This is a genomic window from Nocardioides sp. NPDC051685 (assembly GCF_044453405.1).
Taxonomy (GTDB): Bacteria; Actinomycetota; Actinomycetes; order Propionibacteriales; family Nocardioidaceae; genus Nocardioides.
This window is the reverse complement of sequence record NZ_JBITCR010000006.1, coordinates 139,205-159,502: the sequence shown is the minus strand read 5'-3', so window position 1 is coordinate 159,502 and position 20,298 is coordinate 139,205. Positions and strand designations below refer to the sequence as shown.

Here is a 20,298-nt window from a genome sequence, read left to right as displayed (position 1 = left end):
GTCCTTTCGAAGAGGCAGCGGGTCAGCGTGCGGAGGGGCCCTGGGGCCGCGGATGGAGGGACGGCTTGCGCACGAGCCGGCGACCGGCCCGCTCCGGGCGCACGTGGGGGCCGACGTGGCGACCCCAGTCGGCGGCCTCGTTCATGCGCCCGATCGCCGCCTCGTCCACGATCAGGCCGAGGCCGGGGCCGTCGCCGAGCACCAGGTGTCCGTCCTCGATCTCCTGCTCGGACTCGATGCCGAAGGGCAGATGCAGGTCCTGCACCTCGAGCGAGAGGTGGTTGGGGACGACCGTGGCCGCGTGCGCGACCGGGTTGGCGTTGTAGCCCACCGGGCTCACCGGAAGGTCGAAGGCCAGCGCGAGAGCGGCCACGCGCAGGAAGTGGGTGATCCCCCACACGCTGCCGGTCTGCACGACGTCGACCGCGTTGGCCTGCAGCAGCGGCCGGAACTGCTCGAGACCGGTGAGGTTCTCCCCGGTCGCGACGGCCGCACGCACCGATTGGGAGACGCGGGTCAGGCCATCGACGTCCCACCGGCGCACCGGCTCCTCGACCCAGGCGAGGTCGACCGACTCCTCGAGCCGTCCGATGTGACGCACCGCCTCCTTGCGCGACCAGGACTCGTTCGCGTCGAGCATCAGCGCGGGCGCGGCGCCCGTCCGATCATGGAAGACGTCACTCACGAGATGAAGGCGCCGGAGGTCGGCCTCGACGTCCAGGCCGCCCTTGATCTTGACGGCGGTGAACCCATGGTCGGCGAAACGGGTCTGGAGCGCGGCCAGCTCGTCGTCGCTCAACGGACCGTCCAAGCCAGAGGCGTACGCCGGCACGACCCGGTCGCGCCCGCCGAGCAGGCGCCACAGCGGCTGGCCGGCTGCCTTGGCCTTGAGGTCCCACAGCGCCATGTCGAGCGCGCCGATCGCCCCGAACACCGCGCCACCGTGGCCGGACTTGAAGACCCACGAGAGCATCCGGTCATAGAGCGCCTGCACAGCGAGCGGGTCCTCGCCCTCCAGGGCAGGAAAGACGACGTCGAGACCCTGGTGGTGGCCCAGGCCGATGCCTTCCAACCCCGAGTCGGTGGTGAGCACGACGATGGGGACCGCCGTCCTGCCCGACCCGACGGCGCCGTTGACGTCGCCGATGGGCCGTCCCCAGTCGTGCACCGTCGTCAGCGTGCGATACCCCGTGATGCGCATGGTTCGTCGGCCCCTTAGCCCTTGGCCTCGGCGGTGGCGCCGCCGGCGGTCTGCTCCTGGAGCCGCCATCGCTTGCGCGCTGACCACCCACGACGAAATCATCAGACATCATTTGTCTGTTGTCAACCGTCTGTTGTTTGCGCGCGAAGGATGGCGCACTTCAGCGCCGCACCTGGAAGCGCGGTCGGTGAGGCGTGAAGACCTCAGAGGGCGATCTCGGGCCTCACCCGTTTGGGCGTCCAGACCCGCTGCCGGCGGGCGCCGTAGCTGGTCAGCAGCAGCGCGCCGACGAGGAAGGCGGCCAGGACCAGGACGTCCGAGAGGACCCGCCCGGACAGCCCGCCGTACATCAGCTGGCGGAGCCCGTCGACGGCATAGCTCATCGGCAGTACGTGGTGGAGCGGGTGCAGCGGCTCGGGGATCGTCTGCCAGGGGAACGTGCCGCCGGCCGTGACGAGCTGGACCACCATCAGGACCAGGCCGAGGAACTGGCCCGGCGCCCCGAGGAGCGCGTTGAGCATGTGCACGATCGCGATGAAGGTCGCGGAGGTGAGCAGCAGGAATCCGAGCGTACCGAGCCAGTTGACCGGGGTGATGTCGAGGGCGAGACCGACGACCACGAGCACGAGCACCATCTGCGCGGCGCCGATGAGCGCCGGGGTGAGCCAGCCTCCCAGGGCGACCCGTAGCGGGGTCTGGTTGGCGGCCAGCGCACGGGTCGAGATCGGCCGGACGAGCAGGAAGAGGACGTACCCGCCGATCCACGCACCCAGGGCGAGGAAGAACGGTGCGAGCCCGGCGCCGTAGGACGACGCCTTCGCCTCGGAGACCGAGTCGATGGCGACCGGGTCGGCGATCGTGGAGGCGATCTGGTCGCGCAGCTCCTCGTCGGTGGCCGGTGCCTGGGCGACGCCGTCCTGCAGCCCCTTCTTCAGGTCGCCGGCGCCGGTGGCGAGCTTCGCGGCACCGTCTCGCAGCGTGGCCGCGCCGGCGCTCAGCTCGCCGGCACCGTCCGCCGCCTGGGAGATCCCGGCCACCAGGCCGGGCATCGCCGAGGCCAGCTGCTCGTTGCCGTCGGCGACCTGGTCGGCGCCGGTGGCGAGGTCGTTCAGCTGGCCGGAGACGTCACCGACGCGCTGGTCGACACGGTCGAGCGGGGCGGCTCCGCGGTCGTAGATGGCCAGCACCTCGGCGCGCTGCTGCTCGTCCAGGCCCTGCGCCTCGAGCCGGGCGTCGAGGTCCGCGCGGTTCGCGTCATAGGCGGCGACCGCGTCGTCGACGGCGCTCGCGGCCCGCTGCCCGGTGGCGGCGATCTCGCCGTTAGCGTCGGCGACCTTCCGGGCGCCGGTGGCGAGCTCACGCGTCTTGGCGGGCAGGTCCGTGACCTTCCCCTCGATGGTGTTCAGGCCGTTCTCGAGGTCGCCCGCTCCGGTGGCCAGCTTCCCGGCGCCGTCGCGGAGCGAGACCGCGCCCTTCTCCAGCTTCGCGGCGCCGTCGGCGGCCTTGACCAGGCCTGAGCGGAGGTCGGAGATGCCGAGCAGGAAGTTGGCCGCGGCCTGCTCGGAGACCTCGCTGGCGATCGCGTCGCGGACCTTGTCGGTGACGTTGGTGGCGATCGTGGTGGACAGGTAGGAGTTTGCGTCGTTGGTGATGACCTGGATCTGCGCCTGCTTCGGGTCGAGCCGCTCGGCGCCGGTCAGCGTCCGGGAGAAGCCCTCCGGGATGCGCAGGGCGAAGTAGTAGTCACCCTCGCGGATGTCCTTCTCAGCCTTGGCCGTGGAGGTCTCCGACCAGTCGAAGTCGCCCGACTTCAGGAGCTTGTCGGCGACCTGGCGCCCCGCGTCGATCTTGGTGCCGTCGGTAGTGGTGGCACCGGTGTCCTCCATGATCAGCGCCGCCGGGAGCTCGTCGAAGTGAGCGTACGGATCGTGGTTGGCGTAGAGATAGAGCCCGGCGTACAGCGTGGGCACGATCACGAGGGCGACGATGACGAGCTTCGCCAGGCGGCCAGCCGTGATCCGGCGCAGCTCGGTCAGTGCGATACGCAGCGAGTTCATGCTTCCTCCGTCGGGCCGATGGTGAACGTACGCACTCCGCTCGGGATCACCGCCGCGGGGCTCGCGGTGACCAGGACCCCAGGCTTGGGCGCTGCCCCGGCGAGATCCTTCGCGATAGCGAGCCAGTCCCCGACGGGCAGGCCCAGCCGCTCGGGGTAGGTGAGGACGAGGAAGCGGGTGCCGGGGCGCATCGCCGCCATCCGCCCCAGGATCTCCAGGCGCGGTCCGGGCGGGACCGCCTCCGTGGTGATGCCGGGCGCGAGGTCGTAGTTCCCCAGCCAGTGGTCGATGACCGACCCGCTCGGCTTGTGCCTCGCCATGGCGAGCTCCTCACCGAGGATCGTGCGGAACGACACCATCTCGTCCGGCTCGGACACCCCCGGCACATCGACGAGCGCCACCGCGCCCTGCAGGACCCGCGGCGACGCGTCCCCGTCCAGCGCGACCCTGCCGGCATCCAGCCGCAGCCGCCCCGCCAGCGCGAGCGCCAACGACGTGTGCCCGCCTCCCGGCGGACCGACAGCCACCGCGACCTCTCCCTCGCGCAACGTCAACGACGTGGTCGGAAGCAGATCTCGGGCCCCCTGCCGAGCACGTACGCCGGTGGCCCGCAGCGTCGTGGCCTCCTCTTCGGCCGCCTCTTCGCTCATGATCGAACCCTGTCATCAAATGCCGCCGATGACGGACACAGACACGATCCGGCTCAGGCGCCGTCACCTCGACCGCGGCGCGCTTGCCCGCGCGGACCAGGACAGGATCCCCCGTCCGCGAGTTCGTGGTCTCGATCAGGCGGCGGTCAGCTGCTTGCTCAACGACTTGGCGATGCGCTTGGCATCGATGGCGATCTCGCGGAACATCCCGCTGATCGGGTTGGAGTAGCCGATGAAGTGGAGGTTCGGCGCACCGTCCGGTGTCGCGGTGCCGGACACGACGGGACTGCCGGCCGCGTCGAGCACGCCCAGGTGCCCGACGAGCGGCTCGAGGCCACGCCGGTAGCCCGCGGCGACGATGACCGCGTCCGGCACGATCGCGGTGCCGTCGGCGAGCAGCACCTTGTCCCCGTCGAAGCCGGCCAGGGCGGCGACCGGTTCGACCTTCCCCGCCAGGACCGCGTCGACCAGGCCGACGTCGAGGATCGGGATCTCGCCCCGCCGCGCGCGGGTGATCACGCCCTTGCCCGGGTCGGCCAGGCCGTACGTGGACAGGTCGGGCACCTGCAGCTTGCGGGTCACCTCCGCCAGGGCGTCGCCGATGACCGTCGGCACCCGGCGCAACAGCACGCTGGTCGCCTGGGTCGGGATCGGGCCGACGGCCCGGCGCAGGATGTGCGGCGGCGTACGGACGGCCAGCCGCACCCGGCCCGCGCCGTGCTCGGTCAGGTCGACCGAGATCTCCGCGCCGGTGTTGCCCGGCCCGACCACCAGCACGTCCCTGCCTGCGTACGGCTTGCCGTTGCGGTAGCGGCTCGCGTGCAGCAGCTCGCCGGTGAACTCGTCGACACCGGGCACATCGGGCATGACCGGGGTGTGGTTGTAGCCGGTGGCCACCACCACCGCGCCGGCGTGCACGTCGCCCTGGGGCGACCGCAGCACCCAGCCCTGCGCGTTGCGCTCGACCCGCTCGACGGTGACCCCGGTGCGGACGTCGAGACCGTGGTGCGCGGTGTAGGCCTCCAGGTAGCGGATGACGCCGTCGCGCGACACCCAGCTGCCCTCCGAGCGCGGCATCGCCATACCCGGCAGGCCGGACAGCCACCGGACCGTGTGCAGGTGGAGCCGGTCGTAGTGGCGCCGCCAGCTCGAGCCGACGTCGTCGGCTCGCTCGAGGACGACCGTATCCACGCCTTTCGCGCGCAGCGCGGCGGCGGTGGCCAATCCGGCGGGTCCGGCCCCGATGACGGCGACCGGATGGATGGTGTGGACCTGTTGCGACATGCCGCGCCTCTCAAACCTGAACATGAGTCATGTTTTCGTTACACTATGTGGCATGTCCGCAGCGAGCACAAGACCCAGCGCCGGAAGTCGGACGGATCGGAGAGCGCCGTCGCAGCGGCGCAGCAGGGAGCGGGTCGCGAGGATCCTGGACGCGGCGGCCGAGCTGGTCGTGTCCGAGGGCGTCGACGCCCTCAGCACCCGCCGGATCGCTGATGCGGCCGGCGTGCCCGTGGCCTCGATCTATCAGTACTTCGCCGACAAGGAGGAGATCATCCTCGAGCTGGTGAAGCGCGACACCGAGGAGATGGACGCACATGTCGCGGAGACCGTCGCCGCGCTCGAGACGCTGAGCATCCGGTCCGTCGTCACGACGACCATGCACGCCTTCCTCGACGTCTACGCGCGTCGTCAGGAGTTCGTCGCCATCTACTTCCGTGGGCGCACCAGTCCCGCCGTCATCGAGTTCTGCCGCGAGCACAACGTGCGGATCGCCGAGGCCGTGTTCGCTGTGATGACGGGGGCGGGTCTGCTGTCCGAGGAGGCCGACCTGGCACGCGGGCTGCTCGCGGTCGAGATCGGCGACCGGGTGCTGGAGTGGGCCTTCCGCGATGGCTACACGGGCGACCAGCGGGTCATCGACGACGGTATCGAGATCCTGGTCGGCTACCTCGAGCGGTTCGCCACAGAGTCCGGTCGCACGTCGTCCGACTGAGCCGTCAGCGTGCGTCAGCCCGCTGACCGGCCCGCCAGGTCTCGGCGACCAGAGGCACCCCCGGCCGGTAGGCCAGGTGCACATGGGACGGCGCGTCGAGGACGGCGAAGTCGGCGGCCGCTCCGGCGCTCAGGTGTCCGACGTCGGTACGGCCGAGAGCCGCGGCACCACCGGCAGTCGCGGCCCACACGGCCTCGCGCGGCGTCATCCCCATGTCACGTACGGCGAGGGCGATGCAGAACGGCAGCGAGCTGGTGAAGCACGAGCCCGGGTTGCAGTCCGACGCGAGCGCGACGCGGACGCCGGCATCGATCAGGCGACGGGCGTCGACGTACGGATGCCGGGTCGAGAACTCCACGCCGGGCAGCAGGGTCGCGACGGTGCCCGACTGCGCGAGCGCGTCGACGTCGGTGTCGCTGAGATAGGTGCAGTGGTCGACCGCCACCAGGCCGAGCTCACAGGCCAGCTGGACGCCGGCGCCGTAGGTGAGCTGGTTGGCGTGCAGCCGGCCCTTCAGCCCGACGGCCGCCCCCGCGGCCAGCACCGCCCGGGCCTGGTCGGCGTCGAAGGCACCGCGCTCGCAGAAGGCGTCGATCCAGCGGGCGTACGGCCGCGCGGCCTCGAGCATCGGGCCGGTGACCAGCGCGACGTAGTCCTCCACGCTGATCCCCTCCGGCACGACGTGGGCGCCGAGGAAGGTCGTCTCGTCGGTGAACTGCCGCGCCACCGCCAAGGAGCGCGCCTCGTCGGCGACGCTCAGACCGTAGCCGCTCTTGATCTCGAGGGTGGTGGTGCCCTGCCGCCGCATCTCGGCCACGAGCCGCGCGACGTGGGCGGTGAGCTCCGCGTCCCCGGCCGCGCGGGTTGCGCGCACCGTCGTACGGATGCCGCCGGCGGCGTAGCTCTCCCCCGCCATGCGCGCGGCGAACTCGGCCGAGCGGTCGCCGGCGAAGACGAGATGGCTGTGGGAGTCGACGAACCCGGGAATGACGGCGCGCCCGCCGACGTCGTACGCCGCGTCAGCAGCCGGCGCCTCGGCGGCGGGTCCCACCCACGCCACCCGGCCGTCCTCGACGACGAAGGCGGCCTGCTCGATCACCGACCTAGCGGCGTCGCCGAGGAAGAGCTCGCTGATCCCCGTGACGAGCATCGCGCCGCTCATCGGGCCAGCTCCGCGAGGGTGTCGGCAAGAGCCTCGACGCCGGCGACGCAGTCGGCCATCTCGGCGTGCTCCTCGGGTGAGTGCGAGATGCCGGTGGGATTGCGGACGAAGAGCATCGCGGTCGGGATGCCCGCGGTCGACAGGATGCCGGCGTCGTGTCCTGCCTGGGTCGGGATGATCGGCCAGCCGCCGGGGGCGGCGATCCGGGTCGCCAGGTCGCGGTCGAACTCGACGGCGGCCGACAGCGACTCGGCGGTCACGGTGACGCTGGTCCGGTCGAGACCGGCCCGCTCGCCGGCCCGCTTCTCGAGGGTGGCCACGAGATCGCCGAGCATCGTGTCGTCCTCGCAGCGGGCGTCGAGCCAGGCGGCGACACGCGAGGGCACGGCGTTGGTGCCGTTGGGGGTGGCCTCGATCCGGCCGAAGGTGGCGCGCTGCCCGGTACGCCGGGCCTCCTCGTCCGCCGCGAGCGCGGTCATCGCGAACGTCAGCATCGGGTCCCGCCGGTCCTCCATCCGGGTGGCGCCGGCGTGGTTGGCCTCGCCATCGAAGTCGAAGCGCCAGCGACCGTGCGGCCAGATCCCGCTGGCGACGCCCACCGCGGCGCCGCGGTCGATGAGGTTGCGGCCCTGCTCGACATGGAGCTCGACGTAGCAGCCGACCCGGTCCAGCCAGGCCGACCGGCCGAGCGCCGGCTCGAGACCCGCGTCGGCCATGACCTCCTCGAGCCGTCGTCCGCCGCGGTCGCGCAGGGCCCGCGCCTGGTCGGGGGTCGTCAGTCCGGTCGCGAGCTGGGAGCCGAGGCAGCCGAGCCCGTAGCGGGACCCCTCCTCGTCGGCGAAGACGCCGATCGCGATCGGGCGGCGTGGGCTGAAGCCTCGCTCCGTCAGGACATCGACGGCCGCGAGGGAGGAGACCACCCCGAGCGGCCCGTCGTACGCCCCGCCGTCGAGAACGCTGTCCAGATGTGACCCGGTGAGCACGGCATCGTCGCCGCTCCCCCACCAGGCGACCAGGTTGCCGTTGCCGTCACGCTCGAGATCGAGCCCTCGCCGGGCGCACTCCTCGGCGAACCAGGAGCGCAGCTCCATCTCGGCGGAGGTGTACGGCTGACGGAAGTAACCCTGGGAGGAGGCAGATCTGCCCACCGGGGCGATGTCGGCCCACATGCGCTCGAACGTCATGACCAGAGTCCACCGGGAACCGGGCATCCAGGCAAGGGTTCCGACGAGGTGAACTGTCCGGTATCCCAGACATCCCCGGGAGCGACCGACACAGAGAGCGGCATCGCAGGCCCCATGGCCCACGATGCCGCTCCGGTGAGGCGTGCCGGAAGCTAGGCGAGACCCTGCTCGGTCAGGAACTCGGCCGCCACGTCCTCGGCGTCCTTCTTGTCCACGATGACCTGCTTGACCAGGGTCGCCAGCGTCTCCGTGTCGAGCTCGGCCGAGACCCCGTCGAGCGCCTGGGAGACCTTGTCGTCGACCTTCGACCTGGCGATCAGGGGAACCACGTTCTCCGCCGGGAACAGGCTCTCCGGGTCGTCGAGCATGATGAACCCGTTCTCCTGGATCGACGGGTCGGTGGTGAAGAGGTCCGCCGCGTCCACCTGTCCGTTCTTGAGGGCCTGGACGGTCAACGGACCGCCGGCGTCGAGTGCGCGGAAGGTGCCGAACTCGACCCCGTAGACGTCGGCCAGGCCCTTGACACCCTGGCGCCGCGTCTTCCACTCCGGCGGGCCGCCGAGGACGAGCTCGTCAGAGACCTCGGCGAGGTCGCCGATGGACGTGAGGGAGTACTTTTCCGCCGTCTCCTTCGTGACCGCGACGACATCCTTGTCCTCCGCCGACGACATCGTCAGGACCGAGAGGTCCTTCGGTGCCGCGGCCGTCAGAGCCTCGTAGACCGACTCGGAGTCGGTAGCGGTGGCGTCCTCGTCGAAGTAGTGCAGGAGTGCACCCGTGTACTCCGGGATCAGGTCGATCGAGCCGTCCTGCAGCGCCGGGACGTACGCCTCGCGACTGCCGATGTTCAGCGTCTTCTCGACCTTGACGCCCTTGGCCTCCAGCGCCCCGGCGTAGATCTCGGCGATCAGGGCGCTCTCCGGGAAGTCGGCGGACCCGACGGTGATGGTGCCCTTCTCGTCCGCTCCGGCGGCCTCGGTCGCCAGCGGGTCGCCGCTGCCGCATCCGGCGAGCAACGCGGCCGAGGCCGCCACGGCGAGGTAGGTCTTCATTCTGTGCATGGGTTCGTTTCCTATCGGGTCAGCTGATGGTGATCAGAGTGGGATCAGCGGACGCCCTCGGCCGCGATCGTCGGGATGTGGTGCGACGGCCCGTCAGGCCCGCGGACACCGCGTAGCGCTGGACCAGCGCGAAGATGAGATCGACGACGAGGGCGAGTGCTGCCACGAGCACGGCGCCCGCGGCCATCTGGCCGAAGTCGCGTACCGCGAGGCCGTCGATCAGGAGTCGCCCGAGTCCGCCGAGACCGGCCGTCGCGGCGATGGTCGCGGTCGCCACGACCTGGAGCGTCGCCGAGCGCAGGCCCGAGAAGATGAGGGGCAGCGCGCACGGCAGCTCGACCCTGAGAAGCACCTGGAGGCCTCTCATCCCCATGCCCTTCGCGGCATCCCGGGCGCCCGCGTCGACCTCTTCGACACCCGCGTACGCCCCGGCCAGGATCGGTGGTACGGCCAGCACGGCCAGCACGACGAGGCACGGGACCACGAAGGCCGCGTCGCCGGAGAGCCGGGGGCCCAGGAGCAGGACCATGACGAACAGCAGACCCAGGCTCGGGATGGCGCGGGCGGCCCCGGCGACGTTCACGACCAGGAACTTCCCGCGTCCGGTGTGACCGACGTATAGGCCGAGCGGGATCGCGATGATCGCCGCGATCACCAGGGCGACGGCCGAGTACGTCAGGTGCTCGAGGATGCGATGCGGGACACCGTCCTCGCCCGACCAGTGGGTGGGGTCCGTCAACCATGTGAGGACGAGGTTCATCAGGCGGCCCTCCTCGTGCGCTGCCACGGGGTGATGAGCCGGGTTCCGGCGATGATCGCGAGGTCGAACACGAGCGCCAGCAGGACGCACGCGACCACGCCCACGAGGATCGGCTCCATGAAGTTGCGGCGGAAGCCGTCGGTGAAGAGAGAGCCCAGCTGGGGTACGCCGATGATCGCCGCGACGCTGACGATGCTGACGTTGCTCACCGCGGCGACCCGAAGGCCGGCCGAGATGACCGGGACCGCCAGCGGGAGCTCGACCATGAACAGTCGTCGCACCCGCCCGAAGCCCATCGCCGTCGCTGCCTGGTTGACCGAGTCGGGCACGGCGCCCAGGCCGTCGGCCACCGTACGCACCAGCAGGGCCACGGTGTAGATCGTCATCGCGACGACCACGTTGACCGGGTCGAGGATCCGGGTGCCGATGAACAGGGGCATCAGGATGAACAGCGCGAGCGACGGGATCGTGTAGAGGAGACCGGTCCCGGCGATCAGCAGCGGGTACAGGACCCGGTACCGCCGCGCCAGCCAACCCAGCGGGACCGCGACGAGCAGACCCAGCAGGAGCGGGAGTCCGGCGAGGTAGACGTGCCGGCCGATCAGGGAGAGGACCGCAGGCAGGTGGTCGATGGACCAGCTCATCGGGCCGCGCTCCCAGCCGGCTGCGTGTCGGCCGCTGCGGCACGCTCGGTGCTCTCGATGGCGTCGAGCACCTGGTGGGCCAGGACGGTGCCGAGGAACGTACCGTCCTCGTCGACGACCACGCCGCGACGGGCTGGTGAGGACAGCGCGGCGTCGAGCAGGTTGCGCAGCGTCCCGTTCGTGGAGGCGAGGGTGCCTCCGCGGTGCAGCACCTCGGACGAGATCGTGCCGGCGAGCTGCTCCGAGTTGACCCAGCCCAGCGGACGCTGGTCGTCGTCGACGACCATGGTCCACGGCTCGGCCCCCGCGGCGGCCCGCACCTGCTCGGCGCTGTCGCCGAGGCTCGCCGTCGTCTCCGCCGAGAGCGGCAGCTTCGGGGCCTTCTGGAAGCCGAGCCCGCGATATCCCCGGTCGCGGCCCACGAAGTCGGCGACGAAGTCGTCGACGGGGTGCGCCAGGAGCCGCGCGGGCTCTGCGATCTGGGCGAGCTTGCCGCCGACCCGGAGCACGGCGACCTGGTCACCCAGCTTGATCGCCTCGTCGATGTCATGGGTGACGAACACGATGGTCTTCCCCAGGTCGCCCTGGAGCCGGAGGAACTCGTCCTGCAGCTGGTCGCGTACGACGGGGTCGACCGCGCTGAACGGCTCGTCCATCAACATGACGGGCGGGTCGGCGGCCAGGGCACGGGCCACCCCGACGCGCTGCTGCTGACCGCCGGAGAGCTGACTCGGGTAGCGGTCGGCGAAGGAAGCGGGCAGCCCGACGCGCTCCAGCAGCTCCAGCGAGCGAGCGCGCGCCTTCTTCCTGTCCCAGCCGAGCAGCATCGGCACCGTCGCGATGTTCGCGGCGACCGTGCGGTGCGGGAACAGGCCGGCTTGCTGGATCACATAGCCGATCCCTCGACGCAGCTCGGCCGCGTCCATCGTGCTGGTGTCGCGGTCGTCGATCCAGATCCGCCCGCTCGTCGGCTCGATCATCCGGTTGATCATCCGCAGCGACGTCGTCTTGCCGCAGCCCGAGGGCCCGACGAGCACCGTGATCTTGCCGGTCGGCGCGGTCATCTCCAGGCCGCCGACGGCGACGGTGCCGTCAGGGTATTCCTTGCTCACTGAGTCGAACCGGATCATCCGGCACTCACCTCCACTGCTGGGTCATCGAATGTGGTGCGGGTCCCAGTGCACCTCTCGGGCCTCGGTGAGGTACATGGGGCGCAACCCGGTACTGTCTGGGATCCGAGACTTGACCAACCAGCTCAGAGCGCGGCCAGCTCGTGAAGCAGATCGGCGGCGCGGTCGAGGTCTTCCCCAAGGGATCGGTCCTCGAGGCTCGGGTCCAGGACCTGGGCGGCTCGCTCGAGCGCGGCCCGCGCGGGGATGTCGCCGAGCTCCGGCTGTTGCACGCGAAGCGCGCGCACCGCGGCCACGAGCTCGCAGGCGAGCACATGGCGGTACGCCTCGACCACCACGATCGCCTGCCGGGCAGCCTGGGTCGAGAAGCTCGCGTGATCCTCGAGCCCGCGGGAGACCACCGCGGTGCCCATCGTCACGGGCAGCGCCGCGTGCCGCATCTGGGCAAGGGCGTCGTGCGCGACGTACTCGAGGATCATCACCCCGGAGCTGCCTGCCGGCCCCGAGGCGAGGAACGGTGTCAGACCCGTCATGGTCGGCTCGACCAGGTCGCCGAGGCGGGCGGCGGACAGCTCCGCCACCTGGTGAACGGATGCGCGCGCCTGGTCCAGGGCCACCGCGACGTACGCCGTGTGGAAGTGCGCGTGGTGGAACACGTCCTCGGCCTCCACGGAGATGAGGGGGTTCTCGGCTCGCGCGTTGACCTCGACGGAGAGGACCTGCTCGAGCTGGGCAAGGCTGTCCAGCGCTGGTCCCTGCACCTGCGGGAATGCCCGCAGGCCGAACGGATCCTGGATCCGGCGGCCCGGCACCGGAGGCCCGGTCATCCCGAGCAACCGACGCATCTCGGCGGCACAGTGCTCCTGGCCCGGGTGCGGTCGCGCCTCGTGCACGACCGCGGCGTAGGCCTCGGCGGAGCCGCCCAGCGCCAGGAAGGAGAGGGCGGCGACGGTGTGGCTGGCGCGGAGGAGCGTCTGCAGGTCGGCGCAGGCGATGACCGACTCGGCCAGCGTCGCGGCGTTGCTGCTCATGAACGCGAGCGCGTCCCCGGTGTCGAGCGCAACCGGCGGTGCCTCGCCGACCGCCCACGGACGCTCGCCGGCCAGGGTGAGCGCGATCTCCGCCAGAACGGTCAGGTCGCCGGTGCCGATCGCGCCGAGCCTGTGCACCCTCGGCAGAGCACCGAGGTCGAGAGCCCGCTCGAGCGCGTCCAGGACGCGCACATGAACCCCGGACCCGCCTGCGGCCAGCTGGTTGAGCCGGATGACCATGGTGGCGCGAACCACGTCGGCGGCCAGCTCGAAGCCGACTCCGCCCGCATGGCTGCGGAGCAACCGGAGTCCGTGCCCCAGCGCTGCATCACCGCCGACCTCCTCCTGCCGGTTGGCGCCCACCCCGGTGGTGCGGCCGTAGACGTGGCGCCTGCGGGCGACAGCCTCCGCCGTCTCCCACGACTTCCGCGCCCGTTCGCGCGCGGCCGGGTCGAGCCGGACCGATGCGCCGCCGCGAGCGACCAGGAGGATCTCGTCACGGCCGAGTGAGGTGCCGTCGATGAGTACGTGATGTTTGCCGCGCGACATGGTGAGCTCCTTGGGGTTTCGTGGGCTCAATTCAACGCTTCGGGCCTCCCGCGGCGCACTCGTCGCCGGGCGGATTCAGTCTTGGATCCCAGACGGTGGCGTCGAGGCGATGCGGACGATCGCCACGACTCCGGCACCCTCGACGGTCACGGGCTGGTCGGTGACGAGCACGTCGCCCGGGCCGAGCGTGGCCGCATCGTCGCCCTCACGGGCGCACACAGAACCCGTGAGGCCCACCACGAGCAACGGGGACGCCGGCGCCTGAGGCAGGGACACCCCGCGTACGTCCAGCATCTCGACCGTGGCGCTCGCACACCCGCGCCGGGTCATCACGTTGAGGTCACGGGTGGGCGCCGTCACCGAGCACAGCACCGATACCCCACCGTCGAAGGAGTACGGCACGAACGGTCGCAGCACTGTGGTCTCCCCCGCCAGCTCGAGCGTCATCGGCGGTCCGTCGATCAGCGTGATCACCCGATCCACGCCGGGGAACGTCGAGAAGGCACCCGAGCCGGCGACGTCGGCGAAGCTGACCCGCCAGGCGAAGTCGGAGCCCGCGTCCGTGCCCGGGGGCCATGCGGCGACCTCGGCGGTCATGCCCCCGCCGTTGCGCCACGGGCGCCGGACGTGCTCCTCCGCGCGGCGGAGATCGAACGCCATCCTCAGATCCCGGTGATCGCGCGGTGGAGCGCACCGGCCACGTCACCGACCGCCAGATGCCGGCGATCGCGGACGACCTCGTTGCCCCCCACGATGACGTCGGTGACGTCCTGGGCGGCACCGGCGAAGACAGTCGACTCGAGGAGCGTCCCGGTCCCCCACCCCGCGAGGCGCACGGAGTCGAGGGAGATCGTGGTCAGGTCGGCCAGTCCCCCCGACGCGATCCGGCCGGACTCCGACCAGCCGAGGGAGGCGTGCCCGTCGACGGTCGCCGCGCGCAGCAGTCCGGTCGCGGACCAGTGGCCGCGTCGTTCGGTACGCAGCCGCTCGTCGAGCTCGAGTGCTCGGGTCTCCTCGAGCAGGTCGATGACCGCGTTGCTGTCGCTGCCGAGCGAGACCGGTGAGCCGGCGTCGGCGAGGTCGCGGGCGGGTCCGATGCCGTCCGCGAGGTCGCGCTCGGTGGTCGGGGTCATGCAGATCGTCGTACGGGAGTCACCGAGCGCGGCGATGTCCGCCTCGGTCAGGTGCGTCGCGTGCACCGCCGACGAGAGTGGGCCCAGCGCCCCGTGGCGGGCGAGCAGCTCGGTGGGCGTACAGCCGTAGAGCTCCTGGCAGGCCTGGTTCTCGGCACGCTGCTCGGAGAGGTGGAAGTGGAGCGGGGCACCCTGCTCGGCGGCCCAGCCGGCCACCGTGGCGAGCTGGTCGGCGGGCACGGCGCGGACAGAGTGGATGGCCGCACCGATGCGGGCGTGGCCCGAGCCGGACAGCGCCGAGACCCGGTCCGCCCAGGCAGCCGCATCGCCGTCCCCGAAGCGCAGCTGGGTGCCTTCGAGGGGCTGGCCAGGAGCTCCGGTCAGGTAGCAGGCGTCGAGCAACGTGATCCGGATGCCGGCATCGGCGGCCGCCGCGATCAGCGCCTCCCCCATGGCGTTCGCCTCGGCGTACGGACGCCCGTCGGGATCGTGGTGGAGGTAGTGGAACTCCCCCACCGCGGTGATCCCGGCCAACGCCATCTCGGCGTACGTCGCCCGGGCCAGCGCGAAGTACGAGTCCGGCGTGAGACGTCCGGCGACGGCGTACATGTCCTCGCGCCAGGTCCAGAAGGTGCCGCCGCCCCGGTGCGTGCGGCCGCGCAGGGCGCGGTGGAACGCGTGCGAGTGCGCATTCGCCAGACCAGGGAGGGTGAGCCCCCGCAGGCGCGTCGCGCCTGCGGGGGAAGCCGAACCGGGGACGCCCGGCGTGACGGCGCGGATCCGGTCGCCGTCGACCTCGATGAGGACGTCGACCTCGACCTCGTCCCCACCGAGCCAGGCGTAGTCGGCGAGGTACGCGGTCACGCCTGCTCCCGCATGGGGATCCGCACCCCGCGCTCGTCGGCGACGGCAATGGCCTCGTCGTAGCCGGCGTCGACGTGGCGGATGACGCCCATGCCGGGGTCGTTGGTCAGGACCCGCTCGAGCTTCTGCGCCGCCAGGTCCGTGCCGTCGGCGACGCAGACCTGACCGGCGTGGATCGAACGGCCCATGCCGACGCCACCGCCGTGGTGGATCGAGACCCAGGAGGCACCCGATGCGGTGTTGACCAGGGCGTTGAGCAGGGCCCAGTCGGCGATCGCGTCGGAGCCGTCCTTCATCGCCTCGGTCTCGCGATACGGCGATGCGACGGAGCCGGCGTCGAGGTGGTCGCGCCCGATCACGATCGGCGCGGACAGCTCGCCGCTGGCCACCATCTCGTTGAACTTCAGGCCGGCCAGGTGACGCTCGCCGTAGCCCAGCCAGCAGATGCGGGCCGGGAGACCCTGGAAGTGCACCCGCTCCTGCGCCATGGTGATCCACTTGCGCAGGCGCTCGTTCTCGGGGAAGAGCTTCAGGATCGCCTCGTCGGTCTTGCGGATGTCCTCGGGGTCGCCGGACAGCGCCGCCCAGCGGAAGGGGCCCTTGCCCTCGCAGAAGAGCGGACGGATGTACGCCGGCACGAAACCCGGGAACTCGAAGGCCCGTTCGTAGCCGCCCTTGCGCGCCTCGTCGCGGATCGAGTTGCCGTAGTCGAAGACCTCGGCGCCGGCATCCTGGAACTCCACCATCGCGCGCACGTGCGCCGCCATCGAGGCCTGGGCGTCCTTCGTGAAGCCCGCCGGGTCACGCTCGGCCGCCGCCTGCCAGTCCTCGAAGGCGACGCCCACCGGCAGGTAGGACAGCGGGTCGTGGGCGGAGGTCTGGTCGGTGACGATGTCGATCGGCGCCTTCATCTCGAGCAGCCGCGGGAAGACCTCGGCGGCGTTGCCGAGCAGTCCGACGGAGAGGGCGCGCTTCTCGTCGCGCGCCCGGACAGCCAGCTCGAGGGCGTGCTCCAGGTCGTCGGCCTGTACGTCGAGGTAGCGGTGCTCGATGCGGCGCTTGATCCGCGAGTCGTCGACGTCGACGCAGATCGCGACCCCGTCGTTCATGGTGACGGCGAGCGGCTGGGCACCGCCCATGCCGCCGAGGCCGGCGGTCAGGGTGATCGTGCCCGCAAGCGTGCCCTTGAAGCGCTTGTCGGCGACGGCCGCAAAGGTCTCGAACGTGCCCTGCAGGATGCCCTGGGTGCCGATGTAGATCCACGAGCCCGCCGTCATCTGGCCGTACATCGTGAGCCCGAGGTCCTCGAGCCGGCGGAACTCCTCCCAGTTGGCCCAGTCGCCGACCAGGTTGGAGTTGGCGATCAGCACACGCGGTGCCCATTCGTGGGTGCGCATGACGCCGACCGGCTTGCCGGACTGCACCAGCATGGTCTCGTCGTCGCCCAAGGTCTTCAGGGTGCGGACGAGGGCGTCGTACGCCTCCCAGCTGCGCGCTGCCTTGCCGGTTCCGCCATAGACCACCAGGTCGTCGGGACGCTCGGCGTTCTCCGGATCCAGGTTGTTCATGAGCATCCGCAGCGGGGCCTCGGTCGACCAGCTGCGCGCGGTCAGCTCGGTGCCGCGGGGTGAGCGGACGGGGCGGGCGCCTTCCATGGACTTCTCCTCGTTCGGTTGTGCACGTCGATCATGAGGGCTCTTGGCCCACTGCCATTGCACCCCCGCCCCGACACAAGAGGAAGGGCGTTCCCCGGATCGCGGTCTGGGATACCAGACCCCCGGCGAGGGGTCGAACGATCCAGGGTCTCGGGCCGGTCAGCCGCCCAGGCGGCGCGACAGCATCCGCGTCGTCGTACGCACCTCGGCGACCAGCCGCTCGACGAGCTCGGGCGACTGCTCGGCCTGGGGATAGGTCACCGCCACCGAGGCGACCGGGTATCCCGTGCCGTCGAGAACAGGCATGGCGACCGAAGCAAGGCCCTCGGTCACCTCCCCGTGCTCGGCAGCGAAACCGTTGGCGCGGACGTCGACGAGCATGCGCCGCAGCTGGGACAGCGACGTGGGCGCCCCGGGACCCTCGAGCGAGAACGCCTCACGGTCGGCGTAGAGCGCCCTGACCTGGGGATGCGGAAGGGATGCGAGCATCGCCCGGCCGGAGGCCGTGGTCGCCGCGGGCAACCGCACACCGACCTCGGTGATCAGGAGCGGCCTGCCCGCGGCCCGCTCCTCGATCACGTACACGACGTCGCGGCCGAGGAGCACCGAGAGGTGGGCGCTGTTGCCGCAGCGGTCGGCGAGCGCGGCGATGGGCCGCCGCGCCAGCCGCTGCAACGGCTCCTGACGGGCATAGCCGCTGCCGAGCTCATAGGCCCCCACGCCCAGCCCATAGACACGCTGCTCGGGATAGTGGACGACGAAGCCGAACTCGATGAGCGTGTTCAGAAGGTGGTACGTCGTGGACCGCGGCAGCTCCAGAGACCGCGCGATCGCGGACGCCTGGAGCGGGCTCGCCTGGCTCGCGAGGTGGCGCAGGATGGCCAGGGTCTGCTCGGCAGCAGGGACTCCCATGACGCCACCTCATTTCGGTGTCGGACTCGGTCACGGACTCGTGACGGTCAGGATCTCACCTGTCGCCGGAAGCGACCACGAAGGATCAGGCCAGAGCAGCGACGGCGTCGGCGAGGTCCTCGACGGAGCGGGCGCGCTCGGGGAGGCTGCCGTCGAGGCCCAGGCTGAGCTGGAGACCCTGGAAGGCAGCGTCGATGACGTGGGCTGCACGTTCAGCGACTGCGGAACCCACTCCGGACTTCTCCAGATGGGCGATCAGTCCGGCGATCCACACTGCGTTGGCTTCACGGACCGCGGAGGCGTACGGCTCCCTGCCGAAGAGGCCGAGCGCGGCCGCCTCCACATAGATCCAGCTGCACCGGTCGCCCTCCATCACCGACCAGAGGTCGTGGACGGCGCTACGCAGGTCCTCGGAGGGCTCGAGCGAAGCGACCTCGGCGACCGACCGCTCGTTGGACGTGCGGAGCACGTCGGCGACCAGCTGGTCCTTGGTGCCGAAGTGGTAGAGCAGGACCCGGTTGCTCGTGCCCAGCTCGGCCGCCAGGGGGCGCAGGCTCAGGCCGATGAGGCCGTGCTCGTGGACGTAGTCGGTCGCCAGCTCGGCCCAGGCAGCACGGCGCTGCGGATCCTTGGCCGGGGCGGTGCTCACGCTCGTCATGCGGCGACTGTAACAACCGATGGAGCGATTTGTATCAGCTGCAACAATTTTGTACCGCCTGCAACAATTTTGTCTGTGTAGCCCTTGACCTGGCCCTTCGGGTCCGCGCAGGATCTTCTGCAATTCACCCGCGGTTGCCTGGTGCGCAACCCGACGCCGGAGGTTGCATGAGCGAGATCTACATCGACGGGCGCTGGTCGCCCGCGCAGTCGGGCGATCAGCGGGAGATCCGCTGTCCCGCTGACGGCGCGGTCGTCGGAACCGTTGCCGAGGCCGGAGCGGAGGACACCCGCGCCGCGATCGCAGCGGCACGCCGCGCCTTCGACGAGGGCCCCTGGCCCCGCTCGTCGGCAGCCGAGCGCGGCGCCCTGCTGGAGCGGGTCGCCCGCCTGCTCGAGCGCGACAAGCAGCTGGTGGCCCGGGCCGAGTCGCTCGACACCGGCAAGCGCCTGGTGGAGAGCGAGATCGACATCGATGACATCGTCGCCGTCTTCGACCACTACGCACGCCTCGCCGTCGAGGACCACAGCCGCCCGGTCGTCACCGACCGGCCCGAGGTCGAGTCGGTGATCGTCCACGAGCCCGTCGGTGTCTGCGCCCTCATCACGCCGTGGAACTATCCGCTCCTCCAGACGGCCTGGAAGGTCGCCCCCGCTCTCGCCGCGGGTAACACCTTCGTCCTCAAGCCGAGCGAGCTGACGCCGCACACCGCCATCCACCTGATGCGACTGCTCGCCGAGGCCGGGCTCCCGGCGGGCGTGGGCAACCTCGTCCTCGGCGCCGGCCCGGTCGCGGGGGCTCCGCTCGCGGAGGACCCCCGGGTCGACCTGCTCTCCTTCACCGGCGGGCTCGAGACCGGCAAGCACCTGATGGCCACCGCCGCCGCCACGGTCAAGAAGGTCGCGCTCGAGCTCGGCGGCAAGAACCCCAACATCGTCTTTGCCGACGCAGACCGCGAGACGGCCCTCGACAACGCGCTGACCGCGGTCTTCCTCCACTCCGGGCAGGTCTGCTCCGCCGGCGCTCGCCTCCTCGTCGAGGAGTCGATCCACGACGAGTTCGTCGACGCCCTCGTCGAGCGGGCATCGGCCATCCGGCTCGGCGGCCCCTTCGACGACAAGGCGGAGACCGGCCCGCTCATCTCTCTGCCCCACCTGGAGAAGGTGACGGCGTACGTCGAGGCCGGCATCGCCGAGGGCGCCGTGCTGCGCTGCGGGGGCACCCGCCTCACGGATCCCGAGTACGCCGGTGGCTACTTCTTCCCGCCCACGGTGCTCGACGGTTGCACTGCCGGGATGACCGTCGTGCGTGAGGAGTCGTTCGGGCCGGTGCTGACGGTGGAGACCTTCCGCACCGAGGAGGAGGCGCTGGCCCTCGCCAACGACACGATCTTCGGTCTGGCCGGCGGGGTGTGGACCTCCGATCCCGACCGGGCGCGCCGCATCGCCGCGGGACTGCGTGCCGGAACGGTCTGGATCAACGACTTCCACCCCTACGTGCCGCAGGCCGAGTGGGGCGGATTCAAGCAGTCCGGCGTCGGCCGCGAGCTCGGCATGGCAGGCCTGGACGAATACCGCGAGACGAAGCACATCTGGCACAACACCACCCCCGAGCCCAGCCGTTGGTTCGGCGCGTGAGAGCAGGAGCTACT

At 71.1% G+C, this 20,298-nt stretch carries 18 protein-coding genes; 2 read left to right on the top strand and 16 right to left on the bottom strand.

All coding sequences use genetic code 11. The annotated features are described in order from the left end of the window. Positions 1-22: 22 nt before the first annotated feature. From ACIA03_RS18790 to ACIA03_RS18775, 4 genes are all read right to left on the bottom strand, one after another. The gene (locus ACIA03_RS18790) at positions 23-1,201 is read right to left on the bottom strand and encodes a mandelate racemase/muconate lactonizing enzyme family protein (RefSeq protein ID WP_396985218.1); all 1,179 of its coding nucleotides are present in this window, start codon (positions 1,199-1,201) and stop codon (positions 23-25) included. Positions 1,202-1,404: 203 nt separating this feature from the next. Continuing rightward, on the bottom strand, positions 1,405-3,258 hold the full coding sequence (locus ACIA03_RS18785; RefSeq protein WP_396985216.1) for a YhgE/Pip family protein: 1,854 nt from the start codon (positions 3,256-3,258) through the stop codon (positions 1,405-1,407). Continuing rightward, positions 3,255-3,908, bottom strand: coding sequence for an ATP-binding cassette domain-containing protein (locus ACIA03_RS18780; RefSeq protein WP_396985214.1), 654 nt, complete (start codon positions 3,906-3,908; stop codon positions 3,255-3,257). Before ACIA03_RS18780 ends, ACIA03_RS18785 begins: the two co-directional genes overlap by 4 nt. 135 nt (positions 3,909-4,043) lie before the next feature. Then, positions 4,044-5,192, bottom strand: coding sequence for a flavin-containing monooxygenase (locus tag ACIA03_RS18775; protein WP_396985212.1), 1,149 nt, complete (start codon positions 5,190-5,192; stop codon positions 4,044-4,046). A 52-nt stretch (positions 5,193-5,244) separates the two neighbouring features. Between ACIA03_RS18775 and ACIA03_RS18770 the strand changes: the two genes are divergently transcribed. After that, positions 5,245-5,904, top strand: coding sequence for a TetR/AcrR family transcriptional regulator (locus ACIA03_RS18770; protein WP_396985210.1), 660 nt, complete (start codon positions 5,245-5,247; stop codon positions 5,902-5,904). A gap of 4 nt (positions 5,905-5,908) precedes the next feature. Here the strand turns inward: ACIA03_RS18770 and hutI are convergent, their stop codons facing one another. The 12 genes from hutI to ACIA03_RS18710 form a co-directional block, all read right to left on the bottom strand. Next, entirely contained in the window at positions 5,909-7,054 is a 1,146-nt protein-coding gene (gene hutI / locus ACIA03_RS18765) for an imidazolonepropionase (RefSeq protein ID WP_396985679.1), read from the bottom strand. 8 nt (positions 7,055-7,062) lie between these two features. Then, the gene (locus tag ACIA03_RS18760) at positions 7,063-8,250 is read right to left on the bottom strand and encodes an allantoate amidohydrolase (protein ID WP_396985207.1); all 1,188 of its coding nucleotides are present in this window, start codon (positions 8,248-8,250) and stop codon (positions 7,063-7,065) included. Positions 8,251-8,402: 152 nt separating this feature from the next. Next, positions 8,403-9,311, bottom strand: coding sequence for an ABC transporter substrate-binding protein (locus ACIA03_RS18755; protein ID WP_396985205.1), 909 nt, complete (start codon positions 9,309-9,311; stop codon positions 8,403-8,405). 19 nt (positions 9,312-9,330) lie between these two features. Then, positions 9,331-10,071 carry an ABC transporter permease gene (locus tag ACIA03_RS18750; protein WP_396985203.1) on the bottom strand — a complete coding sequence of 247 codons (741 nt, stop codon included), beginning with the start codon at positions 10,069-10,071 and terminating at the stop codon, positions 9,331-9,333. Then, the gene (locus tag ACIA03_RS18745; protein WP_396985200.1) at positions 10,071-10,715 is read right to left on the bottom strand and encodes an ABC transporter permease; all 645 of its coding nucleotides are present in this window, start codon (positions 10,713-10,715) and stop codon (positions 10,071-10,073) included. Before ACIA03_RS18745 ends, ACIA03_RS18750 begins: the two co-directional genes overlap by 1 nt. Next, positions 10,712-11,845: an ABC transporter ATP-binding protein gene (locus ACIA03_RS18740; RefSeq protein WP_396985198.1), complete on the bottom strand. Its 1,134-nt coding sequence runs from the start codon at positions 11,843-11,845 to the stop codon at positions 10,712-10,714. The genes ACIA03_RS18745 and ACIA03_RS18740 overlap by 4 nt, the downstream gene beginning before the upstream one ends. 125 nt (positions 11,846-11,970) lie before the next feature. Continuing rightward, positions 11,971-13,425 carry an aromatic amino acid ammonia-lyase gene (locus ACIA03_RS18735; protein ID WP_396985196.1) on the bottom strand — a complete coding sequence of 485 codons (1,455 nt, stop codon included), beginning with the start codon at positions 13,423-13,425 and terminating at the stop codon, positions 11,971-11,973. A 75-nt stretch (positions 13,426-13,500) separates the two neighbouring features. Beyond that, positions 13,501-14,085: a HutD family protein gene (locus ACIA03_RS18730; RefSeq protein ID WP_396985194.1), complete on the bottom strand. Its 585-nt coding sequence runs from the start codon at positions 14,083-14,085 to the stop codon at positions 13,501-13,503. A 2-nt stretch (positions 14,086-14,087) separates the two neighbouring features. Continuing rightward, positions 14,088-15,422, bottom strand: a complete 1,335-nt coding sequence (locus tag ACIA03_RS18725; RefSeq protein WP_396985192.1) for a formimidoylglutamate deiminase — start codon at positions 15,420-15,422, stop codon at positions 14,088-14,090. Continuing rightward, on the bottom strand, positions 15,419-17,077 hold the full coding sequence (gene hutU, locus ACIA03_RS18720; protein WP_396985190.1) for a urocanate hydratase: 1,659 nt from the start codon (positions 17,075-17,077) through the stop codon (positions 15,419-15,421). The genes ACIA03_RS18725 and hutU overlap by 4 nt, the downstream gene beginning before the upstream one ends. 159 nt (positions 17,078-17,236) lie before the next feature. Continuing rightward, positions 17,237-17,989 (bottom strand): IclR family transcriptional regulator, encoded by a 753-nt coding sequence (locus ACIA03_RS18715; RefSeq protein WP_396985188.1) that lies wholly within the window; start codon positions 17,987-17,989, stop codon positions 17,237-17,239. Positions 17,990-18,074: 85 nt separating this feature from the next. Next, positions 18,075-18,647: a TetR/AcrR family transcriptional regulator gene (locus ACIA03_RS18710; RefSeq protein ID WP_396985186.1), complete on the bottom strand. Its 573-nt coding sequence runs from the start codon at positions 18,645-18,647 to the stop codon at positions 18,075-18,077. Between the two features lie 167 nt (positions 18,648-18,814). Between ACIA03_RS18710 and ACIA03_RS18705 the strand changes: the two genes are divergently transcribed. Next, entirely contained in the window at positions 18,815-20,284 is a 1,470-nt protein-coding gene (locus ACIA03_RS18705) for an aldehyde dehydrogenase family protein (RefSeq protein WP_396985184.1), read from the top strand. The last annotated feature ends 14 nt before the right edge of the window (positions 20,285-20,298 follow it).

Bases quoted from the DNA above. Each gene is read 5' to 3' on its own strand.
- ACIA03_RS18790 (WP_396985218.1), bottom strand. From the start codon at position 1,201: ATGCGCATCACGGGGTATCGCACGCTGACGACGGTGCACGACTGGGGA.
- ACIA03_RS18715 (WP_396985188.1), bottom strand. From the start codon at position 17,989: ATGGGAGTCCCTGCTGCCGAGCAGACCCTGGCCATCCTGCGCCACCTC.
- ACIA03_RS18740 (WP_396985198.1), bottom strand. From the start codon at position 11,845: ATGATCCGGTTCGACTCAGTGAGCAAGGAATACCCTGACGGCACCGTC.
- ACIA03_RS18710 (WP_396985186.1), bottom strand. From the start codon at position 18,647: ATGACGAGCGTGAGCACCGCCCCGGCCAAGGATCCGCAGCGCCGTGCT.
- ACIA03_RS18780 (WP_396985214.1), bottom strand. From the start codon at position 3,908: ATGAGCGAAGAGGCGGCCGAAGAGGAGGCCACGACGCTGCGGGCCACC.
- hutI (WP_396985679.1), bottom strand. From the start codon at position 7,054: ATGCTCGTCACGGGGATCAGCGAGCTCTTCCTCGGCGACGCCGCTAGG.
- ACIA03_RS18745 (WP_396985200.1), bottom strand. From the start codon at position 10,715: ATGAGCTGGTCCATCGACCACCTGCCTGCGGTCCTCTCCCTGATCGGC.
- ACIA03_RS18775 (WP_396985212.1), bottom strand. From the start codon at position 5,192: ATGTCGCAACAGGTCCACACCATCCATCCGGTCGCCGTCATCGGGGCC.
- ACIA03_RS18760 (WP_396985207.1), bottom strand. From the start codon at position 8,250: ATGACGTTCGAGCGCATGTGGGCCGACATCGCCCCGGTGGGCAGATCT.
- hutU (WP_396985190.1), bottom strand. From the start codon at position 17,077: ATGGAAGGCGCCCGCCCCGTCCGCTCACCCCGCGGCACCGAGCTGACC.
- ACIA03_RS18735 (WP_396985196.1), bottom strand. From the start codon at position 13,425: ATGTCGCGCGGCAAACATCACGTACTCATCGACGGCACCTCACTCGGC.
- ACIA03_RS18750 (WP_396985203.1), bottom strand. From the start codon at position 10,071: ATGAACCTCGTCCTCACATGGTTGACGGACCCCACCCACTGGTCGGGC.
- ACIA03_RS18705 (WP_396985184.1), top strand. From the start codon at position 18,815: ATGAGCGAGATCTACATCGACGGGCGCTGGTCGCCCGCGCAGTCGGGC.
- ACIA03_RS18785 (WP_396985216.1), bottom strand. From the start codon at position 3,258: ATGAACTCGCTGCGTATCGCACTGACCGAGCTGCGCCGGATCACGGCT.
- ACIA03_RS18730 (WP_396985194.1), bottom strand. From the start codon at position 14,085: ATGGCGTTCGATCTCCGCCGCGCGGAGGAGCACGTCCGGCGCCCGTGG.
- ACIA03_RS18770 (WP_396985210.1), top strand. From the start codon at position 5,245: ATGTCCGCAGCGAGCACAAGACCCAGCGCCGGAAGTCGGACGGATCGG.
- ACIA03_RS18755 (WP_396985205.1), bottom strand. From the start codon at position 9,311: ATGCACAGAATGAAGACCTACCTCGCCGTGGCGGCCTCGGCCGCGTTG.